Source organism: Flavobacterium anhuiense (assembly GCF_001705175.1).
GTDB lineage: Bacteria > Bacteroidota > Bacteroidia > Flavobacteriales > Flavobacteriaceae > Flavobacterium > Flavobacterium anhuiense.
In genome coordinates this window covers 1,283,071-1,305,630 of the sequence record NZ_CP016907.1, presented here as the reverse complement: position 1 = coordinate 1,305,630, position 22,560 = coordinate 1,283,071, and the positions used below count along the sequence as shown (strand labels likewise).

Below are 22,560 nucleotides of genomic sequence, written 5' to 3'. Positions count from 1 at the left end.
AAACTTGAAACTTTAAACATGAAACCTGAAACAAATTTTCACAACAAAAATATCAAACAAAAAAACAATGAGTTCAGTATTAAAAACAAACGCTTTAGAGAGTGAAGCGATATACATTTTCAGAGAAGTAATTTCACAGTTTGACAAACCGGTTTTACTTTTCTCAGGAGGAAAAGATTCTATTACGTTAGTGCGTTTGGCGCAAAAAGCATTTTTCCCTGCTAAGATTCCGTTTCCTCTTTTGCACGTTGATACGGGACACAATTTTCCTGAGACAATCGCTTTCAGAGATAAATTGGTAGAAGAATTAGGTTTAGAGTTGATCGTTCGTAATGTTCAGGATGCTATTGATGAAGGAAAAGTAGTTGAAGAAACTGGAAAATATTCTAGTAGAAACAGTTTGCAGACAACAACACTTTTAGATGCAATTGAAGAATTTAAGTTTGATGCTTGTATTGGCGGTGCGCGTCGTGATGAAGAGAAAGCGAGAGCTAAAGAACGTATTTTCTCTGTTCGTGATGATTTCGGACAATGGGATGAGAAAAATCAAAGACCTGAATTGTTTGATATTTTAAATGGAAAAATTGAAAATGGACAAAACGTTCGTGTTTTCCCAATTTCAAACTGGACAGAATTAGATGTTTGGAGTTATATCGAGAAAGAAAAAATCGAGATTCCATCAATCTATTTCTCACATAAAAGAAAAGTTTTTTTGAGAGACGGTTTAATCTGGTCGCATTCTCCTTTTGTGTACCAAGAAGAAGACGAACAAATCGAAGAAAGAATTGTTCGCTTCAGAACCGTTGGAGATATGAGCTGTACAGCAGCTGTTGAATCTTATGCAGCAACAATCGAAGAGGTTGTGGGCGAAATCAGATCATCAACCATTTCTGAAAGAGGAGCCAGAATCGATGATAAACGTTCTGAAGCTGCAATGGAGAAAAGAAAACAACAAGGATACTTTTAATGCAATTAAAAATTGAGAATTAAAAATTAAAAGTTAGAATCAAGAAAACAAAAACATACAGATTTAAGTTTCGATAGAACATGAAACCTGAAACTTTAAACCTGAAACAAAAATATTAGAATGGACGTTTTAAAAATAGCAACAGCAGGAAGTGTAGATGACGGAAAAAGTACTTTGATCGGGAGATTATTGTACGATACAAAATCATTGACCACTGATAAAATAGAAGCAATCGAAAAAAGCAGTAAACAAAAAGGATACGATTACCTTGATTTTTCTTTGGCAACTGACGGATTAGTGGCAGAAAGAGAGCAAGGAATCACGATTGATGTTGCACACATTTATTTTTCGACTGCAAAGAAAAGTTACATTATCGCCGATACTCCAGGTCATGTAGAATATACAAGAAACATGGTTACAGGAGCTTCGACTTCTCAGGTTTCTATCATTTTGATTGATGCGAGAAAAGGTGTAATTGAGCAAACATACCGTCACTTTTTCATCAATAATTTATTGAGAGTAAAAGAAGTAATTGTTGCCATCAACAAAATGGATTTAGTTGATTATTCAGAAGACGTTTTCAATAAAATCAAAGCTGATTTTGAGGCTTTAAATGCAAAAAGTACTTTCAAAGAGCAAAACGTAAGCTATATTCCGTTAAGCGCGATCAATGGTGGAAACGTGGTTGATAAATCAGAAAATATGCCTTGGTACGAAGGACAAACGGTTTTAGAGCATTTAGAAGGATTGCATTCTCATGATGTTTACGAAGCAGGAAAAGCGCGTTTCCCAGTTCAGACCGTTATTCGTCCAAAAACTGAAGAATACCACGATTTTAGAGGTTACGCAGGAAAATTGTACGGAAACTCAATTAAAGTTGGAGATGCTGTAACAGTTCTTCCATCGTTAACAGAATCAAAAGTATCTAAAATTCACTTTTTCGATAAGCAATTTGATGAAGCTACAGCAGGTTCTTCAATTACAATCGAATTAGAAAATGATATCAATGTAACGAGAGGTGATATGATTGTAAAATCAGATGAGCTCCCAAAAATTGAAAAAGATATTACGACAACAGTTTGCTGGATGGACAGCAAAAAACTCGTTCCAGGAACAAAATACTTGGTACAACATAATACAAACAGAGTTTTAGCAAAAGTAGAAAGCATTAAAAATACTATTGCAACAGATTATTCAGGAACAACTCCGGCAACACAATTAGCAATTAACGAAATCGGAGAAGTGAGCATCAAATTAAGCAAACCGTTATATTTTGATCCGTACAACGAAAACAAATCAAACGGAGCTTTCATCTTAATTGATACAGCAACAAACACAACAGCAGGAGTAGGGTTTATTCGATAATTGATCGTAAATGGTTTTGGTTGATAGTTATCTGCCAGCAAACCAACAACCAGCAACTGACAACCAAAAACTAAAAAGAAATGGAAAGTTTTAGAACAGAAATAGAAAATCCGGTAGTTCAGAAGGAGATTATCGAATTAGAAAAAAAGATTCACTTATTCCGCGGAGGAAAAATTGATGATGAGCGTTTTCGTAGTCTTCGTTTGGCTCGTGGAATCTACGGTCAGCGTCAGGAAGGTGTTCAGATGATTCGCATCAAACTGCCTTATGGTAAAGTAACCAGCGAGCAGTTGAGAAGAATTACACAGGTTTCAGATAAATATTCAACAGGCCGTCTGCATATTACAACACGTCAGGATATTCAGATTCACTATGTGAGTTTGGACAGAACGCCTGAACTTTGGTCAGAATTAGCAAAAGATGATATCACTCTGCGCGAAGCGTGTGGTAACACAGTTAGAAATATTACAGGAAGTGAATTGGCAGGAGTTGACGTAAACGAACCATTTGACGTTACGCCTTATGCACACGGAATGTTCCAATACTTATTAAGAAACCCAATCTGTCAGGAAATGGGACGTAAGTTCAAAATTGCGTTCTCTTCTTCAGACGAAGATACGGCTTTGAGCTATTTGCACGATTTAGGATTTATACCGAAAATTAAAGACGGACAAAAAGGTTTCAAAATCATGTTTGGAGGAGGTTTAGGATCTCAGCCAGCACATGCAGAATTGCTTTCAGAGTTTGTTCCAGTTAACCAAATTATACCAACGGCAGAAGGAATCATCCGTATTTTTGACAGATATGGAGAACGTGCTAAAAGAATGAAAGCACGTATGAAATTCTTAATCAAAGAAATCGGGAAAGATGCCTTTTTAGAGTTGGTTGAAAATGAGAAAAAAGCGATTGCTTTTGAAACATATGAAATCGACACCACTGCTTTTGAAGGGCCAATTGCAGAACCAGTTTTAGAAGTTCCGCAAGTTACAATTGAAGATACAGAAGCGTATGAAGCGTGGAAAAAATCGAATGTAATTAAGCAAAAGCAAGAAGGTTATTACGCTATTGGAATCAAAGTTTTATTGGGAGATTTTTACACTGATAAAGCAAGATTATTAGCCGATTTAATTAAAAATTACGCAGCAAACGAATTACGTTTTTCATTGCGTCAAAATATTGTAATACGTCACGTAAAAGAAGAGAATCTTCCTTTCTTTTATCAAGAATTAGCCAAACTTGACTTTGTTCATTTAGGATATAATTCAGTTGGAGATATTACGGCATGTCCGGGTACAGATACTTGCAATTTGGGGATTGCAAGTAGTACCGGTATTGCAGAAGAATTAGAAAGAGTTTTAAAAACAGAATATCCTCAGTATTTAAACAACCGTGAAATCGAGATTAAAATTTCAGGCTGTATGAATGCTTGCGGGCAGCATAATATGTCTGCAATTGGATTCCAAGGAATGTCTATCAACTCAGGAAAATTAGTAGCTCCAGCTTTACAAGTTTTGTTAGGAGGAGGAAGATTAGGAAACGGAGAAGGACGTTTTGCCGATAAAGTAATTAAAATTCCTAGCCGTAGAGGGCCAGAAGCATTACGCACTATTTTAAATGATTTTGATGCTAATGGAAATGGAGAAAAATTTCTGAATTATTACGATTCCAAAGGAGAAAAATACTTCTACGAAATTTTAAAACCATTATCTGATGTTACCAATTTAACGGAAGCTGATTTTGTAGATTGGGGTAACGCGGACAATTACGTAAAAGCAGTTGGAGTTGGAGAATGTGCCGGAGTTGTGATCGATTTAGTAGCTACATTATTGTTTGAAGCTAAAGAAAAATTGATTTTGGCTCAGGAATCTTTCGATGAGAAAAAATGGTCAGATGCGATTTACCATGCTTACGCCGGATTTGTAAACGGTGCAAAAGCTTTACTATTGGCAGAAAACCAAAAAACAAATAATCACGCAGGAATCGTGGATTTGTTTGATACTGTTTTTATTGATACTAATAAAATCGAATTAAACTCAACTTTTAAAGACTTGGTTTACCAAATCAATAAAAACGAACCATCTGAAGCTTTCGCTAAAGATTACATTGCACAAGCAACAGTTTTCTTTGATAAAATCGAAACTTTCAGAGCACAGGAATTAGCAAATGCATAATATAAAACCCAAAATAACTTTAGTCGGTGCAGGTCCGGGCGATCCCGATTTACTGACGCTCAAAGCTGTAAAAGCATTGGCTGAAGCTAATGTGGTTTTATATGACGCTTTGGCCAACGAAGAAATTCTAGATTACGCGCCAAAAAATGCCATCCGAATTTTTGTTGGAAAAAGAATTGGGAATCATGCTTATACGCAAGATCAAATCAATCAATTGATTGTAGATAATGCACTAACATACGGAAACGTGGTGAGATTAAAAGGTGGAGATCCATTTATTTTCGGAAGAGGCGGAGAAGAAGTTGATTTTGCAGAAAGTTTCGGAATCGAAACAATCGTGGTTCCCGGAATATCATCAGTAGTTGCTGTTCCTGCAAGCCAAGGAATTTCAATTACAAAAAGAGGAGTTTCAGAAAGCTTTTGGGTAATTACGGGAACAACTTCTGATAGAAAATTATCATCAGATGTAGCTTTAGCAGCACAATCCTCTGCCACAGTAGTGATTTTGATGGGAATGCACAAATTGTCTCAAATTACCGATTTGTTTCAAAAAGAAGATAAAGGAAACTTACCCGTTGCAATCATCCAAAACGGAACAACAGCTGAAGAAAAAGTTGGCGTAGGCACAGTCGATTCGATTTTAGAAGTTGTAAAACAAAAAGAATTAGGTTCACCAGCGATTATTGTTTTAGGCGAAGTTGTCCGTGAAAGCAATAAGCTAAAAGGATTTTACGAAGAATTTCTATCAAAAGAAACCATTCGTTAAAATTGCATGTTCCTCAGGAACATTTGATTGACAACCGATTTTGTAGCGTCAGGTTTTAACCCGAAGTTTGCATTATTAATTGTTCCGTTAGGAACAACATATTGGTAACATGGAACAAAACGAATTATATCCAATATTTCTAAAGCTTCACAATTTAAATGTATTGATTGTTGGTGGAGGAAATGTAGGTCTGGAAAAGCTTTCTTTCTTGCTCAAGTCAAGTCCGAATGCAAATGTTGAGGTAGTGGCAAAAGAATTTCATTTAGAAATAAAAGTTCTGGCCGAAAAACATCCTTCGATAACATTAACAAGATCGAAGTTTAAAAAGAAAATGCTCAAAAAACGTCACATGGTAATTGCCTGTACAGACGATTTGAAAGTGAATAAAAGAGTTTACGATTTAGCGAGAAAGCGCTATTTGATTTGCAATATCGCCGATACGCCAGATTTATGCGATTATTATCTGGGCGGAATCGTAACAAAAGGAAATGTCAAAATCGCCATTTCAACAAACGGAAAATCGCCGACGACAGCCAAAAGACTTCGGGAGTTTTTCGAAGAAGTAATTCCAGAAGATATCAATCAAATGGTTGAGAATCTGAATGAATACCGAAAAACCTTAAAAGGCAATTTTGAAGAAAAGGTTAAAAGAATGAACGAGATTACCTCTTCATTAAAAAATAGAGAGTAAAAAGTTTCGGAAAGAAATTAATGATAAAAATCATTGAAAGTACAAGGATTTATTCGTTTCTTTGCGTTATTAAGAATGATTATAAACAACAACATAATGATTAAAACAGATATACTTATAATTGGAGCAGGACCAACAGGTTTATTTGCCGTTTTTGAGGCAGGATTGTTAAAATTAAAATGCCACATTTTAGATGCGCTTCCACAAGCAGGAGGGCAACTATCAGAGTTATATCCAAAAAAGCCAATTTATGATATTCCTGGATTCCCAGAAGTTTTAGCCGGAGACTTAATCGACGGATTAATGGAGCAAATCAAGCAATTTGAGCCAGGTTTTACTTTAGGAGAACGTGCAGAAACAATCGATAAGCAAGAAGACGGAACTTTCATTGTAACATCAAATAAAGGAACTAAATTTCATGCGCCAGTTATCGCAATCGCGGGAGGTTTAGGAAGTTTCGAACCTCGTAAGCCACTTATTGAAGATATCGAGTTTTATGAAGATAAAGGAGTAAAATACTTCATTAAAAATCCTGAGAAATTCAGAGATAAAAGAGTTGTAATTGCAGGAGGAGGAGATTCAGCACTAGACTGGAGTATCTTCTTAGCAAATGTAGCTTCAGAAGTAACTTTGATCCACAGAAGAAACGAATTCAGAGGAGCTTTAGATTCTGTTGAAAAAGTACAGGAATTAAAATCAGCTGGAAAAATCAAATTAATCACTCCAGCAGAAGTTGTTGGAATCAACGGTGCAGAGCACGTAGAATCTTTGGACATCGAAGAAAATGGAGCACACCGTAAAATCGAAACGGATTATTTTATTCCACTTTTCGGATTAACACCAAAATTAGGTCCAATCGGTGACTGGGGATTAGAAATCGAGAAAAATGCTATCAAAGTAAACAATGCATTAGATTACCAAACTAACATTCCGGGAATCTTCGCAATTGGAGACGTAAATACATACCCAGGAAAATTAAAGTTAATCCTTTGCGGTTTCCACGAAGCCACTTTAATGTGTCAGGCCGCTTACCAAATCATCAATCCAGGTAAAAAATATGTATTGAAATATACAACAGTTTCTGGAGTTGATGGTTTCGACGGAACTCGTAAAGAAGCGCCAAAAGCTGTTGTGAAAGCGATTGTTTAATCTGAGGTGCTGAGGTTAAGATTTTTATATAGAAAGCTCAAACTTTATAGTTTGGGCTTTTTCTTTTTTAAAATGTAATGACTTAATCTATATCTTTAATCAAAAATTTATTTAAGGTGTAAATGAGAAACATAATACTTCTGATCTTAGTTTTTTCGAGTTTTGCAACAGGATGCCAAAAAACAAAAAAAGAACCAGTTAAAGCTAAAGTAAACATTTCTGAAAAAAAGGATACAACATGTCTGCCTCATTTGTATGACGATCCAAAACTTGAAAAAGAAAAAGTTCTTATTTATGCAGAAGAAGGTATTGATTCAGTATTAATTTCCAGAAATGAATTGAACAAAATTGAAAAGCTTTTTCCTGTATTTAAAGCCGAATTTCCTTCAGATCCAAATGAATCATATGCCGGTAAAGTATGGGAAAATTATATTAATCAGGATGGAAAAGAAGAATCTATTACATTTGGCAGTGAAGTTGGCAGAGATGATTTTTGTTTAATTTATGCCTATTATTTAAAGCAAAAAAATGGAGAAGCAAAATTCAAACTAGAAAGAGAAAAATTAATTAAATTATATAGAGCAATAAACGGACTTTATGAAGGATTAAATTATGGAGGAACTTATTTTGGCCATCAACATAAAAGATTAAATGCATCTGTAGAATATTCAATTTATAAATTAAAATTAAGGAAAGAATATTATGAAAAGAAATACAATTTTAAAAAGCAAAAAGATTTGTATATCAAAGCGTTGATGCAATATGTTTCAGATGAAGAAAGTCAGGATCCATACAATCAAGATGATCCTAGAGATGGCAAGGGAGAAGGAAGTAAAAGAGGAAAACGACTTCAAGAGAAAATCGATATTTTAGAAAAATTGATTACCAATTATTTCTATTTAAATCAGGTTCAAAATTTCGAAATAACATATTACAAATAATAAACTATGGAGGATTGGTTTGAAAATCTATCGAAAGAAGAAAGAGAAGAAATCGAAACTGGACTTATTCAGGCAGAAAATAATGAAGTCATAGAACATGAAGAAGTGATGAAAGTGTTCTTTAAAATATAAAACCGAAAAGGAATAAGTTTTAATGGAGAAACCTTAGAACCTTAGCATCTTAGTCCCTCAGAACCTTAAAAAAAAAAACATTTGCAAATCGAAACCCTATTTCATACCTTTGCACTGTTCTTAAAATTATTGTTAGTTATCACGAAAGGCGGAGGGACAGACCCAATGAAACCTTAGCAACCCTTTACCATAAAGAAGGTGCTAAATTCTACTTTTTACTAATTTTCAAGTATTAAAGATAGATAACACAAATACATTACAAGTATTTCTCAAAACTTTTCCAGACAACGTACAATATTTACCGAAGCAATTCAGTAGAAGGAGCGAATCATTGGCGCATTTTTGCAGTCAGTAGTTCCCGCTTTCGCCTATATCTCTCCATTTCATTGCGAGGATACCGGCTCAATCGGGGCTAATGAGCCAGCAATAGTGCACTTTTGGAAATAAAGTGAAAAAAGTATCCGAAGCAAAGCTAACAGGTTTTTTAAAACCTGTTAGGTTTAAACTTCACAATCATAATAAAAAAACTTAGCATCTTAGAACCTTAGTATCTCAGAAGCTAAAAAAAGAAGCCATGGCAATAACAATTCAAGAAGCAATAAAAAAAAATATCCTAATCCTTGACGGAGCAATGGGAACAATGTTGCAACGCTATAATTTCTCAGAAGAAGATTTCAGAGGAGAGCGTTTCAAAGATTTCCCATATCCGTTAAAAGGAAACAACGATTTACTATCTCTAACACAACCACAAGCAATCCGCGATGTACATGCCGCTTATTTTCAAGCAGGTGCTGACATTGTAGAAACCAATACCTTCTCCGGAACGACAATCGGTATGGCCGATTATCACATGGAAGATTTGGTTTACGAGTTAAACTACGAATCGGCAAAACTTGCACGCGAGGTTGCCGATGAGTTTACCGCAAAAAATCCAGAAAAACCACGTTTCGTAGCCGGTTCAATTGGCCCGACAAACCGTACAGCAAGTATGTCACCAGACGTAAACGATCCAGGTTACAGAGCTGTAACGTTCGACGATTTACGAATTGCGTACAAACAACAAGCAGAAGCTTTAATGGATGGTGGCTGTGATTTACTTTTAGTAGAAACCATCTTCGATACATTAAATGCAAAAGCGGCACTTTTTGCAATCGAAGAAGTAAAAGAAGAACGCAATCTTGATATTCCAATCATGGTTTCTGGAACAATTACCGATGCTTCAGGACGAACACTTTCGGGACAAACTGTTGAAGCGTTTTTGATTTCAGTTTCACATATTCCGTTATTAAGTGTAGGATTCAATTGCGCTCTTGGAGCCGATTTGTTGAAACCGTATTTGAAAACATTAGCACATAATACAAGCTTTAATGTTTCAGCGCATCCAAACGCAGGATTGCCAAATGCTTTCGGACAGTACGATGAAACGCCAGAACAAACACAAGCATTCATTAAAGAATATTTAGAGGATAATTTAATCAATATCATTGGCGGTTGTTGCGGAACAACTCCGGACCATATCCGATTAATGGCTGAGGTGGCGAAGGATTATAAGCCGAGAGTTGCGCCGGTCTTATCGTAATGATTTGGTAAATTTTAAAAATAATTTTTATAAAATTAAGTATGGAATTTCTGCTACATAGAGTTGTTCTAGATTCTTCATACGAAGAATTAATTCGAGCTTTTGCAGATTTTGAATTTTCTGAGGAATCTTATTATTGCGAAGGAAAAATAAAACAACAAAGTTCTGGATATTGCAAATATGGCGAAGTGAAAATTATTTTAGAAAATAAGGGAAATTGGGGCGGAGCTAAAACATTTAGTTGGGAAGTTGCAGATGATGAAATTCCAGTAGAATATCTAGATGTAATTGTTACAACGATAAAAACTATAGTTTACGATAGTAAAAAATCTTTCAAATTTAGAATTGTTGGTGGTTCTTATCATGTAGTTGATTCACATAGGAAAAGTTTTGAAATGGCAACTTTTAGAGCAATTTCAAATTTAGTAGGTTTTGATAAAACAAAAGTTCAATAGGAACGAAAAATATAATATAAAATTGAAAAATTCGGTAAACATAAACGTTTTATGAAACCGAGTTTGCGTGAGGGATAGAAGAGATCTCGTCTTTTGACGAGACGAGGACTTGTAACGGATAGCCCGGTTCGCCGCGGCGAATCATGCCCAAAATATTAAAAAGATTACAGGTTTAAAGACCTAAAAAAAATAGAATAAAAAACTTAGAACCTTAGTATCTCAGGATCTTAGTAACTTTAAAAAAAATGACAGAAAAAAGAAGAGACCTTGTATTATCAGGATTAGAACCGTTGATTATTACGCCAGAAAGTGTTTTCGTGAATGTTGGCGAGCGTACGAATGTAACAGGTTCAAGAAAATTCCTAAGATTAATCAAGGAAGAGAAATATGACGAGGCACTTGATATTGCAAGACAGCAGGTAGAAGGAGGGGCACAGATCATCGATATTAATATGGATGAAGGAATGCTTGACGGTGTTACTGCAATGACTAAATTTTTGAATTTAATTGCTGCAGAACCAGACATTTCGAGAGTGCCGATTATGATCGACAGCTCGAAATGGGAAATCATTGAAGCAGGTCTGAAAGTAGTACAAGGAAAAAGCGTTGTAAACTCGATTTCGTTAAAAGAAGGAGAAGAAGCCTTTATTCATCATGCCAAATTAATCAAACGTTATGGTGCTGCTGCTATCGTAATGGCTTTTGATGAAGTAGGTCAGGCCGATAATTACGATCGTCGAGTGGAAATTTGTGCGCGTTCGTATGATATTTTGGTGAACAAAGTAAATTTCCCTCCACAGGATATTATTTTCGATTTGAATATTTTCCCAGTTGCAACGGGAATGGAAGAACATAGATTGAACGCGTTGGATTTCTTTAGAGGAACAAAATGGGTTCGTGAAAACTTGCCGCATGCACATATCAGCGGTGGAGTAAGTAACGTTTCGTTCTCTTTTAGAGGAAATGACGTTGTTCGTGAAGCGATGCACTCGGTGTTCTTATACCATGCCATTAAAAACGGAATGACTATGGGAATCGTAAATCCAGAAATGCTGACAATTTACGATGATATTCCGAAAGACTTATTAGAATACGTTGAAGACGTAATTCTGGACAGACGCGACGATGCAACCGAAAGACTTTTGGATTTTGCTGAAAGTGTAAAAGGTGAAGCAAAAACAGATGAAAAAGCCGTTCAGGAATGGCGTTTAGGATCGGTTCAGGATCGTATTACACATTCATTGGTAAAAGGAATCGATACTTTTATTGAAGAAGATGTAGAAGAAGCTCGTTTGGCTGCCACAAAACCAATTGAAGTTATCGAAATCAATTTGATGGCCGGAATGAATGTGGTTGGAGATTTATTCGGAAGTGGAAAAATGTTCCTTCCTCAGGTAGTTAAGTCGGCTCGTGTAATGAAAAAGGCAGTTGCTTATTTATTGCCTTTTATTGAAGCAAGCAAACAAGCCGGAGATAAACAAGGAAACGGAAAAATCCTGATGGCAACCGTAAAAGGAGACGTTCATGATATTGGAAAAAACATCGTTTCGGTAGTTTTGGCTTGTAACAATTATGAGATTGTAGATCTTGGTGTTATGGTTCCTCCAGAGAAAATTATTTCGGCTGCAATCGAACATAATGTTGATATCATTGGATTAAGCGGACTGATCACGCCTTCGCTTGACGAAATGGTGTATTTGGCCAAAGAATTAGACAAACAAGATATTAAAATACCAATTATGATTGGTGGGGCAACGACTTCGCGTGCGCATACAGCCGTGAAAATTGCGCCACAATACAGAGAAACCGTAATTCACGTAAACGATGCTTCGAGAGCCGTTACTGTTGCTGGAAATCTTTTGGATCATAATAGAAAAATATATGCAGCAGATATTCGTGCAGAATACGATTCGTTTAGAGAAACGTTTTTAAATCGTTCAAGAGACAAAAACTTCCTGACGATTGAAGATGCCCGCAAAAACAAAATGCAATTGGATTGGTCTGAATATACGCCGACTAAACCAAAAGTAATCGGCGCACAAACCATTGAAGTAGAATTGGATGTTTTGGTTCCGTATATAGATTGGACGCCATTTTTCCAGACTTGGGAATTGTATGGTAAATACCCAGCGATTTTAACCGATGAGGTTGTGGGAGAACAAGCTACTTCTGTTTTTAAAGATGCTCAGGCAATGCTGGAAGTTATTTTGGCTGAGAAAAAACTAAAAGCCAAAGGTATTTACGGAATTTTCCCTGCGAATCAGGTAAATGACGATGATATCGAATTGCGCGATGAAAACGGAAAAGTATTAGAGAAATTCTTAACGCTTCGTCAGCAGTCGCAAAAAACAAAAGGTGCTCCAAATATTGCTTTGGCCGATTTTATTCTGCCAAAAGAAAGTGGAATAGAAGATTATATGGGAGCGTTTTGCGTAACCACAGGTTTTGGTGTTGATGAATGGGCTGCTGAATACGAAAAGAATTTAGACGATTATAATTCAATTATGGTGAAAGCGCTTGCGGATCGTTTTGCTGAGGCTTTCGCCGAATATCTTCACGAGCGAGTGCGTAAAGATTTCTGGGGTTATGATAGCGAAGAATCTTTAACCAACGAAGAATTGATTAAAGAAAGTTATAAAGGAATCCGTCCGGCTCCGGGTTACCCAGCTTGTCCAGATCACTTGGAGAAGCCAACGATTTGGAAACTTTTGGATGTTGAAAAACAAATTGGAGTGAAACTAACAGAAAGTATGGCGATGTGGCCAGCTTCATCAGTTTCAGGATATTATTTTGGAAATCCGAAAAGCCGCTATTTCGGACTCGGAAAAATAAAAGAAGATCAGGTGACAGATTACGCCAAACGCCGAAATGTACCGCTTGATTACGCAATGAAATGGTTAAACCCTAATATAGCAGACTAGAATAGTTGATGGTTGATGGTTTTTGGTTGATAGATTTGAACGTAAAATGCCAACAACTATCAACCATCAGCAAACAACTATAAAAGAATGGAATACAGTAAATTGGAAGTTTGGATGGAAGCGCGGAAGTTGGTGAATTTGTTGTATGATTTTTCAAAATTGTTTCCAAAAGAAGAATTATTTGGATTGACAAATCAAATGAAGAGAGCAGCAATCTCAATACCTTCAAATATAGCAGAAGGTTGTGGAAGGCAAACTTCAAAAGAAACAATACATTTTCTTCATATATCTAGAGGATCATTATATGAATTAGAAACTCAATTTTATATAGCATTAGATCAAAAATATATTGAAGAAAATAATTTTAACATAGCGCTTAGTCAGATTCAGATTTGTAAAAAGTTATTAAACGGTTTTATTAACTACTATAAAAAATTAATATAGTTGAGATTGTAATTGTTGAGTTCCGAAAGAACCATCAACTATCAACCAAAAACTATCAACTAAAAACTAATGAAAGTAACAGAACATATAGAAAAAGCCAAAGGAAAAACATTATTCTCATTTGAAATTATTCCGCCTCAAAAGGGGAAAAGCATTCAGGAATTATACGATAATATTGATCCGTTGATGGAGTTTAATCCGCCGTTTATTGATGTAACCACATCTCGTGAAGAGTACATTTACATTGATCGCGGTAACGGACTTTTGGATAAAAAACTGACTCGTATGCGTCCGGGAACGCTTGGAATTTGCGCTTCTATAAAACATAAATACAATGTTGATACGGTGCCGCATTTGCTTTGCGGTGGTTTTACTAAGGAAGAAACCGAATACATGCTAGTTGACTGTCATTATTTAGGAATCAATAACGTTATGGCGCTTCGTGGCGATGCAATGAAACATGAACAATCTTTTACACCAAAAGACGGTGGAAATCATTATGCAGTTGATTTGGTAAAACAAATCAAAGATTTAAACTGCGGACAATATCTGCATGAGGTAATTGATACTGATAATAAAGCCGATTTCTGTATTGGAGTTGCAGGTTATCCAGAAAAGCACTTAGAATCTCCTTCTTTACAATCAGACTTAAAAAGATTAAAAGAAAAGGTAGACGCAGGAGCTGATTACGTAGTAACACAAATGTTTTTTGACAATGCTAAATATTTTGCTTTCGTAGAAAAAGCAAGAGAAATGGGTATCACAATTCCAATTATTCCTGGAATTAAACCAATTGCTGTTCAAAGACATTTACAAGTTTTACCGCAGATTTTCAGAATCGATTTACCAGAAGATTTAATTGATGCTGTAGACAAATGCAAAAACAACGCTGAAATCAAACAAGTCGGAATCGAATGGGCAGTTCAGCAGTCATTAGAATTAAAAGCCGCCGGAGTTCCGTTTTTACATTATTATTCAATGGGTAAATCTGAGAATATACGCCAGATTGCAAGTCAGGTTTTTTAATTGCACACGCATAGAACTTTGTCAAAGTTTAAAACTTTGACAAAGTTGTTGAGGTCTATTTGTCGTTCCTCGCAATGACCAACAGGCTTGGAATTTTGTATTTTTAAATTTTGGAATTTAACTTTTACAGTCATGAAGCAAGAAGAATTACAAGCCATAGCCTCTCAATTGAAACATCCATCGGGAGAAAAAGGAATTGAAATGGCCAATATGATGAACGAAACGAACATCAATATGACCAAACATTCCATCCAAAATCTAAATATTTCAAACGAAAACAGAATTTTGGAATTAGGCCACGGAAACGCAGGTCACGTAGAATTTCTGTTTGAACAAGCCGAAAAACCAAAATATTACGGACTGGAAATGTCGGAACTGATGTTTCAGGAAGCACGCCAGATCAATAGAAATTTTGTTTCTCAAAAACAGGCTTTTTTTTCAATTTATGACGGAAATACGATTCCATTTGAAGATGGATCATTCGATAAAATTTTCACTGTAAATACGATTTATTTTTGGCAAAAGCCTGAAGAATTGCTTTCAGAAATTTACAGAGTTTTAAAATCGAACGGTACTTTCTGTTTGACATTTGCCGAAGAAGATTTTATGAAAACATTGCCTTTTACACAATACGAATTTGAATTGTACAGTACACAAAAAGCGCAGGAATTAATCAAAAAATCAGAATTTAAAATCGTTTATACAGAAACACAGACCGAAAAAGTAAAAAGCAAAACCGGAGAATTGGTTGACAGGGCTTTTACGACTATTGTTTTGGAGAAATAAATGAAATTTTTAAAAGCATAGAAACATAGATTTTTTTAATTTTAACTGAGAAGAATTAAAAGAAAAAAAATTTTTTCACACATAGTCTATGTTTGTTTAAACAAATGAAAAGAGAACTATGTTTCTATGTGTTTGGAAATATAAAGCTTGCTGAATTCTAAATCCTTTTATCATTATGGAAGTTAAGAAAATCAATTTTTTGCAGAGTTACAGCAGTATTTTATGGCTTCTTGGCGGAATCATAATCGGGAGCATTTTCGGGTTAGTATTTGGAGAAGATGTTTTGATTATAAAACCCCTTGGCGATATATTTCTGAATTTACTTTTCACAGCTATTATTCCGCTTATCTTTTTCACGATTGGTTCTTCGGTCGCTAATCTGGAAAGAACAGAAAAGCTTGGAAAACTGTTTGTCATAATGTTATTGGTTTTTCTCGCTACCATTTTGATTTCGGCAATTGTGATGATTTGCGCGGTTTATCTTTTTCCAATTCATGAAGATATTGCGATTGCAAAAGTTCCCTTGGAAGAAGTAGGATCGGGATCAGCAGGAGATCAAATTGCGAAACTGCTTACGGCCAATGATTTCTTCGAATTATTGTCTCGAAAAAGTATGTTGGCACTGATTATTTTCTCTTTTTTAGTCGGATTTGCCACATTACAATCAGGAGAAAAAGGAAATTCCTTCAAAAGTTTTCTAGATTCAGGAAACGAAGTAATGAAACAGCTTTTGAATATTATCATGAAATTGGCGCCTATTGGTTTAGGAGCTTATTTTGCTTATCAGGTTGGTGTTTTCGGACCACAATTGCTAGGAGTTTATGCAAAACCTATGGCAGTTTATTATGCGGCTTGTGTCTTCTATTTCTTTGTTTTTTTCAGTTTATATGCGCTTGTTGCTGGCGGAAAGAGAGCTTTTAAAGTTTTTTGGAGCAACAATATAATGCCTTCTTTAACAGCGGTAGGAACCTGCAGTAGTATCGCAACGATTCCAGCCAATTTAGCTGCAGCAGAAAAAATGGAAATTCCAGCACATGTTAGAAACTTAGTGATTCCGCTTGGAGCGCCTTTGCATAAAGACGGTTCGAGCATGTCATCTATCTTAAAAATAACTTTTTTATTTGCCATGTTTGGTAAAGATTTTTCAGACCCTATGACGATTCTTTTGGCACTCGGAATTACAGTTATCGTTTCGATTGTCGAAGGAGGAATCCCGAACGGAGGTTATATTGGTGAAATTTTAGCGATAACAGTTTATGGTTTTCCTATGGAACAAGCTTTGCCAGTTGCCATGATTCTAGGGACACTGGTAGATCCAATTGCTACTTTATTAAATGCAAACGGAGATGTAATCTGCTCGATGATGGTTTCGAGATTCTCAGAGAAAACGAAGTGGTAGCTTTTCTTTAAAAACACACAATTTTTTATTAATCTTTCTCATCCGCGCAATCTGTGCGACATAACTAATACAACAAACTTATGAATTCAATATTACAGCATGATCTCAATAATTTTGAGAATATTTTAGAAAAAACAAAACAGCAGGGAATTGATTTTCTCAATAATATCGAAAATATTCCCACATCGAATACTTATTCGATTGATCCTAAAACAGTCTTAAACGAATTGGGTTTGGGATCTATTGAAGCTTTAAAAGAATTTAATGAAAGATTGGCTCCTTTGATAGTTTCTTCGCCAGGTCCAAGATATTGGGGATTTGTAACAGGAGGTTCAACACCAGCCTCTATAGTAGGAGACTGGCTGGCATCGGTTTACGATCAAAACACGCAGTCAGTTACATCCCAAGGCGGGAATTCAGCTTTAATAGAATTTGAAACTATTAATTTATTATTGCAATTATTAGAGCTTCCTGATTCATTTTTAGGCGGATTCGTTACAGGCGCGACGATGTCAAATTTCACTTCTCTTGGAGTTGCCCGACAATGGTTTGGGAAACAGTCAGGGAAAGATTTTGCTAAAAACGGAGTTTCAGAACCAATCAATATCTTAACAGCGACACCCCATTCTTCTTCTATAAAATGTTTGTCGCTTTTAGGAATTGGAAGCCAGAATTATACGGTTGTAAAAACAATTGAAGGGAACCGTGAGGCTTTGGATATTGTTGATTTAGAAGAAAAAATCAAAGCTTTAAACGGAAAACCTTTTATCCTTATTTCGAGTGCAGGAACGGTAAATACTGCCGATTTTGATGATTTTGAAGCCATTGCAACACTAAAAGAAAAATACAATTTCTGGTGGCATATTGATGGTGCTTTTGGCGGATTTGCTGCTGTTTCGGAAAAATACAAACACTATGTAAAAGGCTGGGAGGGCGCTGACAGTATTACTATTGATTGTCATAAATGGCTGAATGTGCCATATGAAAGTGCTTTTTATTTGATTAAAAAAGAACACATTAATCTTCAGATTGAAACTTTTCAGAATTCAAATGCGCCTTATTTAGGAAATGCACTGGAGAACTTTAATTATCTAAATGTGCTTCCCGAAAATTCACGCCGCTTGCGTGCACTCCCTGTGTGGTTTTCGCTTAAGGCTTACGGAAAAGAAGGTTTTAGAAATCTTATTGAAGATAGCACAGCATTGGCTTTGCATTTTGGAAATGCTTTAATAGAAAATGATTTTGAACTTTTAGCACCAATTCGTTTGAATAATGTCTGCTTTACGTTGAAAGGAGAACACAATCAGGAAAAAGTGAGCCAGTTTTTATCTGTATTGAATGATACAGGAAAAGTATTTATGACGCCTACAGTTTATCAAAACAGAAAAGGTATTCGCGCTTCTTTTGTAAATTGGAGAACTACAGAAGATGATGTGAAACTTGTAATTGAGGAAATGCGAGAAGTGCTTTCAAAAATATAAACCTTATAAAAGTAGAAGAGCCTGTTTGAAGGAACAGGCTCTTGACTAACACAAAAAAAAACAAAAAACAAGGTATTTAAAGAACGAAATTAAATTTGTTATAAATGCATTACCACTATTGAGCTATACATGACATTTAAATTTGATTTGCCAAATATAATATTATTTATAACAAGTCTAAATAAAAATAGTAAATATTTATTGAAAAATCCTTAATTTGGTAGAGAAGAGGGTATAGTAAGGAATAAAAAAGCGGTTTGTTTTATAAAACAAACCGCTTTTCTAACTGAAGATCGTGACTGTGACTGAAAACTTACTTAGTAATTTCTCTAAAAACAGCTTCCAGATTTTTATTTTTCTGATTCAATTGTAAAGTTTTTAATCCATTTTCGTTGGCAAAGTCAAAGATGGCAGGACGCATATCTTTGTCTGTAACAAAAGTTAGTTCCCATGTCATGTCATGTGTATTTATGTACGAGGAAATATTTTCTAGTTTAGCCAAAAGCTGTTCTTCAACTTTGTAATCAAACTCTACTTCAATAACTTGCTCTTTGTCGGCAGTTACCAAATGGTCTAATTTATTGTCTGCAACAATTTGTCCTTTGTCTATAATTATGACACGATCGCAAATTGCTTCGACTTCCTGCATAATGTGTGTGGATAAAAAAACTGTTTTATTTTTTCCCGCATTTTTGATCACATTACGAATTTCCATTAACTGATTCGGATCCAGCCCGGTAGTTGGTTCGTCCAAAATTAAAACTTCTGGATCGTGAAGCAAAGCATTTGCCAATCCGACGCGCTGACGGTATCCTTTAGAAAGCTGTCCAATCTTTTTATGGCTTTCTGGTGTCAGTCCTGTCAGTTGAATTACTTCTTCGATTCTTGATTTTGGCACGTTATAAACATCGGCATTAAATGCCAAATACTCACGAACATACAAGTCCAAATACAACGGATTATGTTCTGGTAAGTACCCAATCGAGCGTTGCACCTCTTTTGCGTTTGTCATGACATCGTGACCATTTACAAGGGCTGAGCCACTATCGGCAAGTAAATAAGTGGTCAAAATTTTCATCAACGTAGATTTTCCAGCTCCGTTTGGACCAAGAAATCCTACGATTTCTCCTTTCTCAATTTTAAAAGAGATTTCATTTAAAGCTTTTTGCTCTCCGTAACTTTTTGATATGCTGTTTACTTCTATCGACATGACTTTTTATTTGCTACAAAAGTAAACAGAAATAATCTCGATTGCTAAAATTTTATCTTTTAAAGTAATCATAAAAAAAATGGGCAGCCCTGCATTCACGGCATTGTTATTGTTAAGGGAATGCTAAAATTAAAATAAAACCCAAATTATGAAAAAAATGTTAGTGATGGCTGCTTTAGCTATCTGCAGTTTTGCAAACGCACAAAAAGGAACAGTATTAGTAGGTGGAAACATCTCTTATTCTTCTGAAACAAGAGATTTTGGTAATGCAGAAAGAAAATCAAATGAATTTGCTTTTTCTCCAAAAGTAGGTTACCAATTTCACGAAAACTGGACAGTTGGAGGTGAGTTTACAGTTGCTTCTTCAAAAGATGATCAAGGTGTAAATGAATACAAAACAAACAGTTCTAAATTTGGTGCATTTGTACGTTACACAATGCCATTAAGCCAAACTTTCTCAGTATTCGCAGATTTAGGAGCTGGTTTCCAAAATCAAACTGAAAAAGATTACGTTGGATCAAACTACACAAAATATAAAGCAGATGGAATGTATATTGGTGTAACTCCAGCTCTTTTTATTAACATGAAAAATGGTTTCGGTCTTAACTTCAGCATTGGTGGTTTAGGTTACGAAACATTAAATTATGATAACAACGGTCCAGATGTTAGCAGATTTAATTTCAATTTTGGTAAAACAGCAAGCATTGGAATCTCTAAAAACTTCTAATCTTTAGTTTTTATATTCAATTTCAGAAAGCGCTCCAAATGGGGCGCTTTTTTTATAACCATTTCTTAGTGTTATTTTAATTTTTAATCTGTTTGAAATGAGTGTTTTTTAATTAATCGTTAAGAAAATTATTGCGATTCGATGTTGGTATTTTAATTGTTTGCTGTATGAAATCTTAATAAATACCATATATGAAAAAAATGCTACTTATTCTTGCATTAGCTATAGTTAGCTTTGCAAATGCCCAAAAGGGAACAATTTTAGTTGGTGGAAATTTTAGTTATAACTCTGAAAAAAATGAGCGCGAAATTTCGCCGACCAAAACAGATGCACTTGCTTTTTCTCCAAAAGTAGGGTATCAATTTCATGAGAACTGGACAGTTGGAGCTGAGCTTTCTTTAACGTATTCAAAATCTAGTATTGAAGATGGAGAAGGAAAATACACTGCATATAAAGCAGGTGCGTTTGTACGTTACACAGTTCCGTTAAACGAAACTTTTTCAGTTTTTTCAGATTTAGGCATCGGTTATCAAAATCAGAAAAATAAATATTATGATAATGGATCACTTACTTCTACCAATGGGGGTAACGGGATTTACACTGGTATAACTCCTGCGCTTTTTATCAATATGAAAAAAGGTTTTGGTTTAAACTTTAGTATTGGTGGTTTAGGATATGAAACATTAAGCTATGATCTTGATGATGAAGGATATGATTCTGATTATAGCAAATTCTTCGTCAATTTTGGAAAAACAGTAAACATCGGAATTTCTAAAAACTTTTAATTTTTGATTTCTTATAATATGAAAGCACTCCAACTTGGAGTGCTTTTTTTGTTTGGTGATATTATGGAAAACTAAAATTCGTGGCAAAGAAAACATTTAATCTTCTAATCAAATTAATCTGAGCCATATTTTATCCTAAAAATAAAATGTATTTTTGAAGTCTCGATGATTAATCTAAAATCATCAATCTAATATCTAAAATTCAACAATGAACTGGGAACAACTTTTATCATTAAAACGTCAGGGAGATACAAGCAAAAGATTACGCGTAGAACAAGATGATACTCGTTTAGGATTTGAGGTAGATTATGACCGAATTATATTTTCTTCCGCTTTTAGAAGTTTACAAGATAAAACACAAGTTATTCCGCTTTCTAAGACAGATTTCGTGCATACGCGTTTAACGCATAGTTTGGAAGTTTCTGTTGTTGGACGTTCGCTTGGGCGTTTGGTTGGAAAAAAAATCATTGAAAAGTATCCTTATCTAAAAGAAGTTCACGGTTATCACATGAATGATTTTGGAGCAATTGTTGCCGCAGCGTCATTGGCGCATGATATTGGGAATCCGCCTTTTGGACATTCTGGAGAAAAAGCAATTGGTGAATATTTTTCTATTGGAAATGGTCAGAAATATAGAAACCAGCTTACCGATAAACAATGGCAGGATTTGATTGATTTTGAAGGCAATGCTAACGGATTTTCTGTATTAACAGCAAGTCGCCCCGGAATTGAGGGAGGACTTCGTATTTCGTATGCAACCTTAGGCGCATTTATGAAGTATCCAAAAGAAAGTCTTCCAAAAAAACCGACCAATAATATTGCCGATAAAAAGTACGGATTCTTTCAGTCGGATAAATTATTCTTTGAAGAAGTGGCCAAAGATATGGGAATGATTGCCAATAAATCTGGTGAAGATATTGGTTTTGAAAGACATCCATTGGCTTATTTGGTCGAAGCAGCAGATGATATCTGTTACACAATTATCGATTTTGAGGACGGAATCAATTTAGGTTTGGTTTCTGAAGATTTTGCCTTAGAGTATTTGATTAATTTGGTAAAAGACAATATTGGAGTTTCTAAATATAAATCTTTAACTACAAAAGAAGATCGCATTAGTTATTTGCGAGCTTTGGCAATTGGTACTTTAATTAATGATGCGGTAAATGTTTTTGTTGAAAATGAAGAAGCAATTTTGGCTGGAAACTTCCCGTATGCATTAACAGATAAAAGCAAGTACAAAGCACAAATGAATGATATTATCAAACTTAGTGTTGATAAAATCTATCAGAGCCGTGAAGTGATTGAAAAAGAAATTGTCGGTTATCAAATCATTCAAACATTATTGGATAAATTCATAACAGCATTCAATAATAAATATGAAGGAACGGCTTCAAACTACGATAAACTGATTTTGAAAATGTTGCCAGAGAAACATCATTTAGAGAAAACCAATCTATACGAACGTTTATTGCATATCTGTCATTATGTTTCGCTTCTTACAGATGGAAATGCACTTGAATTGTATGAAACCATTCAAGGACAGAAAAAACGTTAATTGATTTTCA

20 protein-coding genes and 1 riboswitch are annotated in these 22,560 nt (G+C 35.1%); of the genes, 19 read left to right on the top strand and 1 reads right to left on the bottom strand.

Annotation, left to right across the window (positions count from 1 at the left end):
* Nucleotides 1-67: 67 nt before the first annotated feature.
* The 16 genes from cysD to BB050_RS05410 all read left to right on the top strand — a co-directional run bounded on the left by cysD (nucleotide 68) and on the right by BB050_RS05410 (nucleotide 18,273).
* Complete coding sequence (cysD, locus tag BB050_RS05480; RefSeq protein WP_008466601.1) at nucleotides 68-967, top strand: sulfate adenylyltransferase subunit CysD; 900 nt, start codon at nucleotides 68-70, stop codon at nucleotides 965-967.
* Nucleotides 968-1,087: 120 nt separating this feature from the next.
* Nucleotides 1,088-2,332 (top strand): sulfate adenylyltransferase subunit 1, encoded by a 1,245-nt coding sequence (locus BB050_RS05475; protein WP_066032891.1) that lies wholly within the window; start codon nucleotides 1,088-1,090, stop codon nucleotides 2,330-2,332.
* Between the two features lie 80 nt (nucleotides 2,333-2,412).
* A complete protein-coding gene (locus BB050_RS05470; protein ID WP_066032890.1) occupies nucleotides 2,413-4,503 on the top strand; it encodes a HEPN domain-containing protein in 2,091 nt (696 codons plus the stop codon).
* A complete protein-coding gene (gene cobA / locus BB050_RS05465) occupies nucleotides 4,496-5,269 on the top strand; it encodes a uroporphyrinogen-III C-methyltransferase (RefSeq protein ID WP_066032889.1) in 774 nt (257 codons plus the stop codon). The genes BB050_RS05470 and cobA overlap by 8 nt, the downstream gene beginning before the upstream one ends.
* A gap of 109 nt (nucleotides 5,270-5,378) precedes the next feature.
* The gene (locus BB050_RS05460; RefSeq protein ID WP_066032888.1) at nucleotides 5,379-5,960 is read left to right on the top strand and encodes a precorrin-2 dehydrogenase/sirohydrochlorin ferrochelatase family protein; all 582 of its coding nucleotides are present in this window, start codon (nucleotides 5,379-5,381) and stop codon (nucleotides 5,958-5,960) included.
* Between the two features lie 96 nt (nucleotides 5,961-6,056).
* On the top strand, nucleotides 6,057-7,109 hold the full coding sequence (locus tag BB050_RS05455; protein ID WP_066032887.1) for an NAD(P)/FAD-dependent oxidoreductase: 1,053 nt from the start codon (nucleotides 6,057-6,059) through the stop codon (nucleotides 7,107-7,109).
* 122 nt (nucleotides 7,110-7,231) lie between these two features.
* Complete coding sequence (locus BB050_RS05450) at nucleotides 7,232-8,050, top strand: hypothetical protein (RefSeq protein WP_066032886.1); 819 nt, start codon at nucleotides 7,232-7,234, stop codon at nucleotides 8,048-8,050.
* Between the two features lie 6 nt (nucleotides 8,051-8,056).
* Nucleotides 8,057-8,182, top strand: a complete 126-nt coding sequence (locus BB050_RS22210) for a hypothetical protein (protein WP_257784749.1) — start codon at nucleotides 8,057-8,059, stop codon at nucleotides 8,180-8,182.
* A 133-nt stretch (nucleotides 8,183-8,315) separates the two neighbouring features.
* Nucleotides 8,316-8,431, top strand: a riboswitch (SAM riboswitch).
* Between the two features lie 325 nt (nucleotides 8,432-8,756).
* Complete coding sequence (locus BB050_RS05445) at nucleotides 8,757-9,761, top strand: homocysteine S-methyltransferase family protein (protein WP_066032885.1); 1,005 nt, start codon at nucleotides 8,757-8,759, stop codon at nucleotides 9,759-9,761.
* A 41-nt stretch (nucleotides 9,762-9,802) separates the two neighbouring features.
* Nucleotides 9,803-10,216 (top strand): hypothetical protein, encoded by a 414-nt coding sequence (locus tag BB050_RS05440; protein ID WP_066032884.1) that lies wholly within the window; start codon nucleotides 9,803-9,805, stop codon nucleotides 10,214-10,216.
* Between the two features lie 245 nt (nucleotides 10,217-10,461).
* Nucleotides 10,462-13,137, top strand: a complete 2,676-nt coding sequence (metH, locus tag BB050_RS05435) for a methionine synthase (RefSeq protein WP_083219810.1) — start codon at nucleotides 10,462-10,464, stop codon at nucleotides 13,135-13,137.
* An 87-nt stretch (nucleotides 13,138-13,224) separates the two neighbouring features.
* Nucleotides 13,225-13,581, top strand: a complete 357-nt coding sequence (locus BB050_RS05430) for a four helix bundle protein (RefSeq protein ID WP_066032883.1) — start codon at nucleotides 13,225-13,227, stop codon at nucleotides 13,579-13,581.
* A gap of 69 nt (nucleotides 13,582-13,650) precedes the next feature.
* Nucleotides 13,651-14,607 carry a methylenetetrahydrofolate reductase [NAD(P)H] gene (gene metF, locus BB050_RS05425; RefSeq protein WP_066032882.1) on the top strand — a complete coding sequence of 319 codons (957 nt, stop codon included), beginning with the start codon at nucleotides 13,651-13,653 and terminating at the stop codon, nucleotides 14,605-14,607.
* Between the two features lie 132 nt (nucleotides 14,608-14,739).
* The gene (locus tag BB050_RS05420; protein WP_066032881.1) at nucleotides 14,740-15,393 is read left to right on the top strand and encodes a class I SAM-dependent methyltransferase; all 654 of its coding nucleotides are present in this window, start codon (nucleotides 14,740-14,742) and stop codon (nucleotides 15,391-15,393) included.
* Nucleotides 15,394-15,568: 175 nt separating this feature from the next.
* On the top strand, nucleotides 15,569-16,792 hold the full coding sequence (locus tag BB050_RS05415) for a dicarboxylate/amino acid:cation symporter (RefSeq protein ID WP_066032880.1): 1,224 nt from the start codon (nucleotides 15,569-15,571) through the stop codon (nucleotides 16,790-16,792).
* A gap of 80 nt (nucleotides 16,793-16,872) precedes the next feature.
* Nucleotides 16,873-18,273: a pyridoxal phosphate-dependent decarboxylase family protein gene (locus tag BB050_RS05410; protein ID WP_066032879.1), complete on the top strand. Its 1,401-nt coding sequence runs from the start codon at nucleotides 16,873-16,875 to the stop codon at nucleotides 18,271-18,273.
* A 313-nt stretch (nucleotides 18,274-18,586) separates the two neighbouring features.
* On the opposite strand, the gene gldA is transcribed toward BB050_RS05410, so the two are convergent.
* Nucleotides 18,587-19,483, bottom strand: coding sequence for a gliding motility-associated ABC transporter ATP-binding subunit GldA (gldA, locus tag BB050_RS05405; RefSeq protein WP_066032878.1), 897 nt, complete (start codon nucleotides 19,481-19,483; stop codon nucleotides 18,587-18,589).
* A 148-nt stretch (nucleotides 19,484-19,631) separates the two neighbouring features.
* On the opposite strand from gldA, the gene BB050_RS05400 reads away from it, so the two are divergent.
* From BB050_RS05400 to BB050_RS05390, 3 genes are all read left to right on the top strand, one after another.
* The gene (locus BB050_RS05400; RefSeq protein WP_066032877.1) at nucleotides 19,632-20,210 is read left to right on the top strand and encodes an outer membrane beta-barrel protein; all 579 of its coding nucleotides are present in this window, start codon (nucleotides 19,632-19,634) and stop codon (nucleotides 20,208-20,210) included.
* 191 nt (nucleotides 20,211-20,401) lie between these two features.
* Nucleotides 20,402-20,995 (top strand): outer membrane beta-barrel protein, encoded by a 594-nt coding sequence (locus tag BB050_RS05395; protein ID WP_066032876.1) that lies wholly within the window; start codon nucleotides 20,402-20,404, stop codon nucleotides 20,993-20,995.
* Nucleotides 20,996-21,203: 208 nt separating this feature from the next.
* A complete protein-coding gene (locus BB050_RS05390) occupies nucleotides 21,204-22,550 on the top strand; it encodes a deoxyguanosinetriphosphate triphosphohydrolase (protein ID WP_066032875.1) in 1,347 nt (448 codons plus the stop codon).
* Nucleotides 22,551-22,560 lie beyond the last annotated feature (10 nt).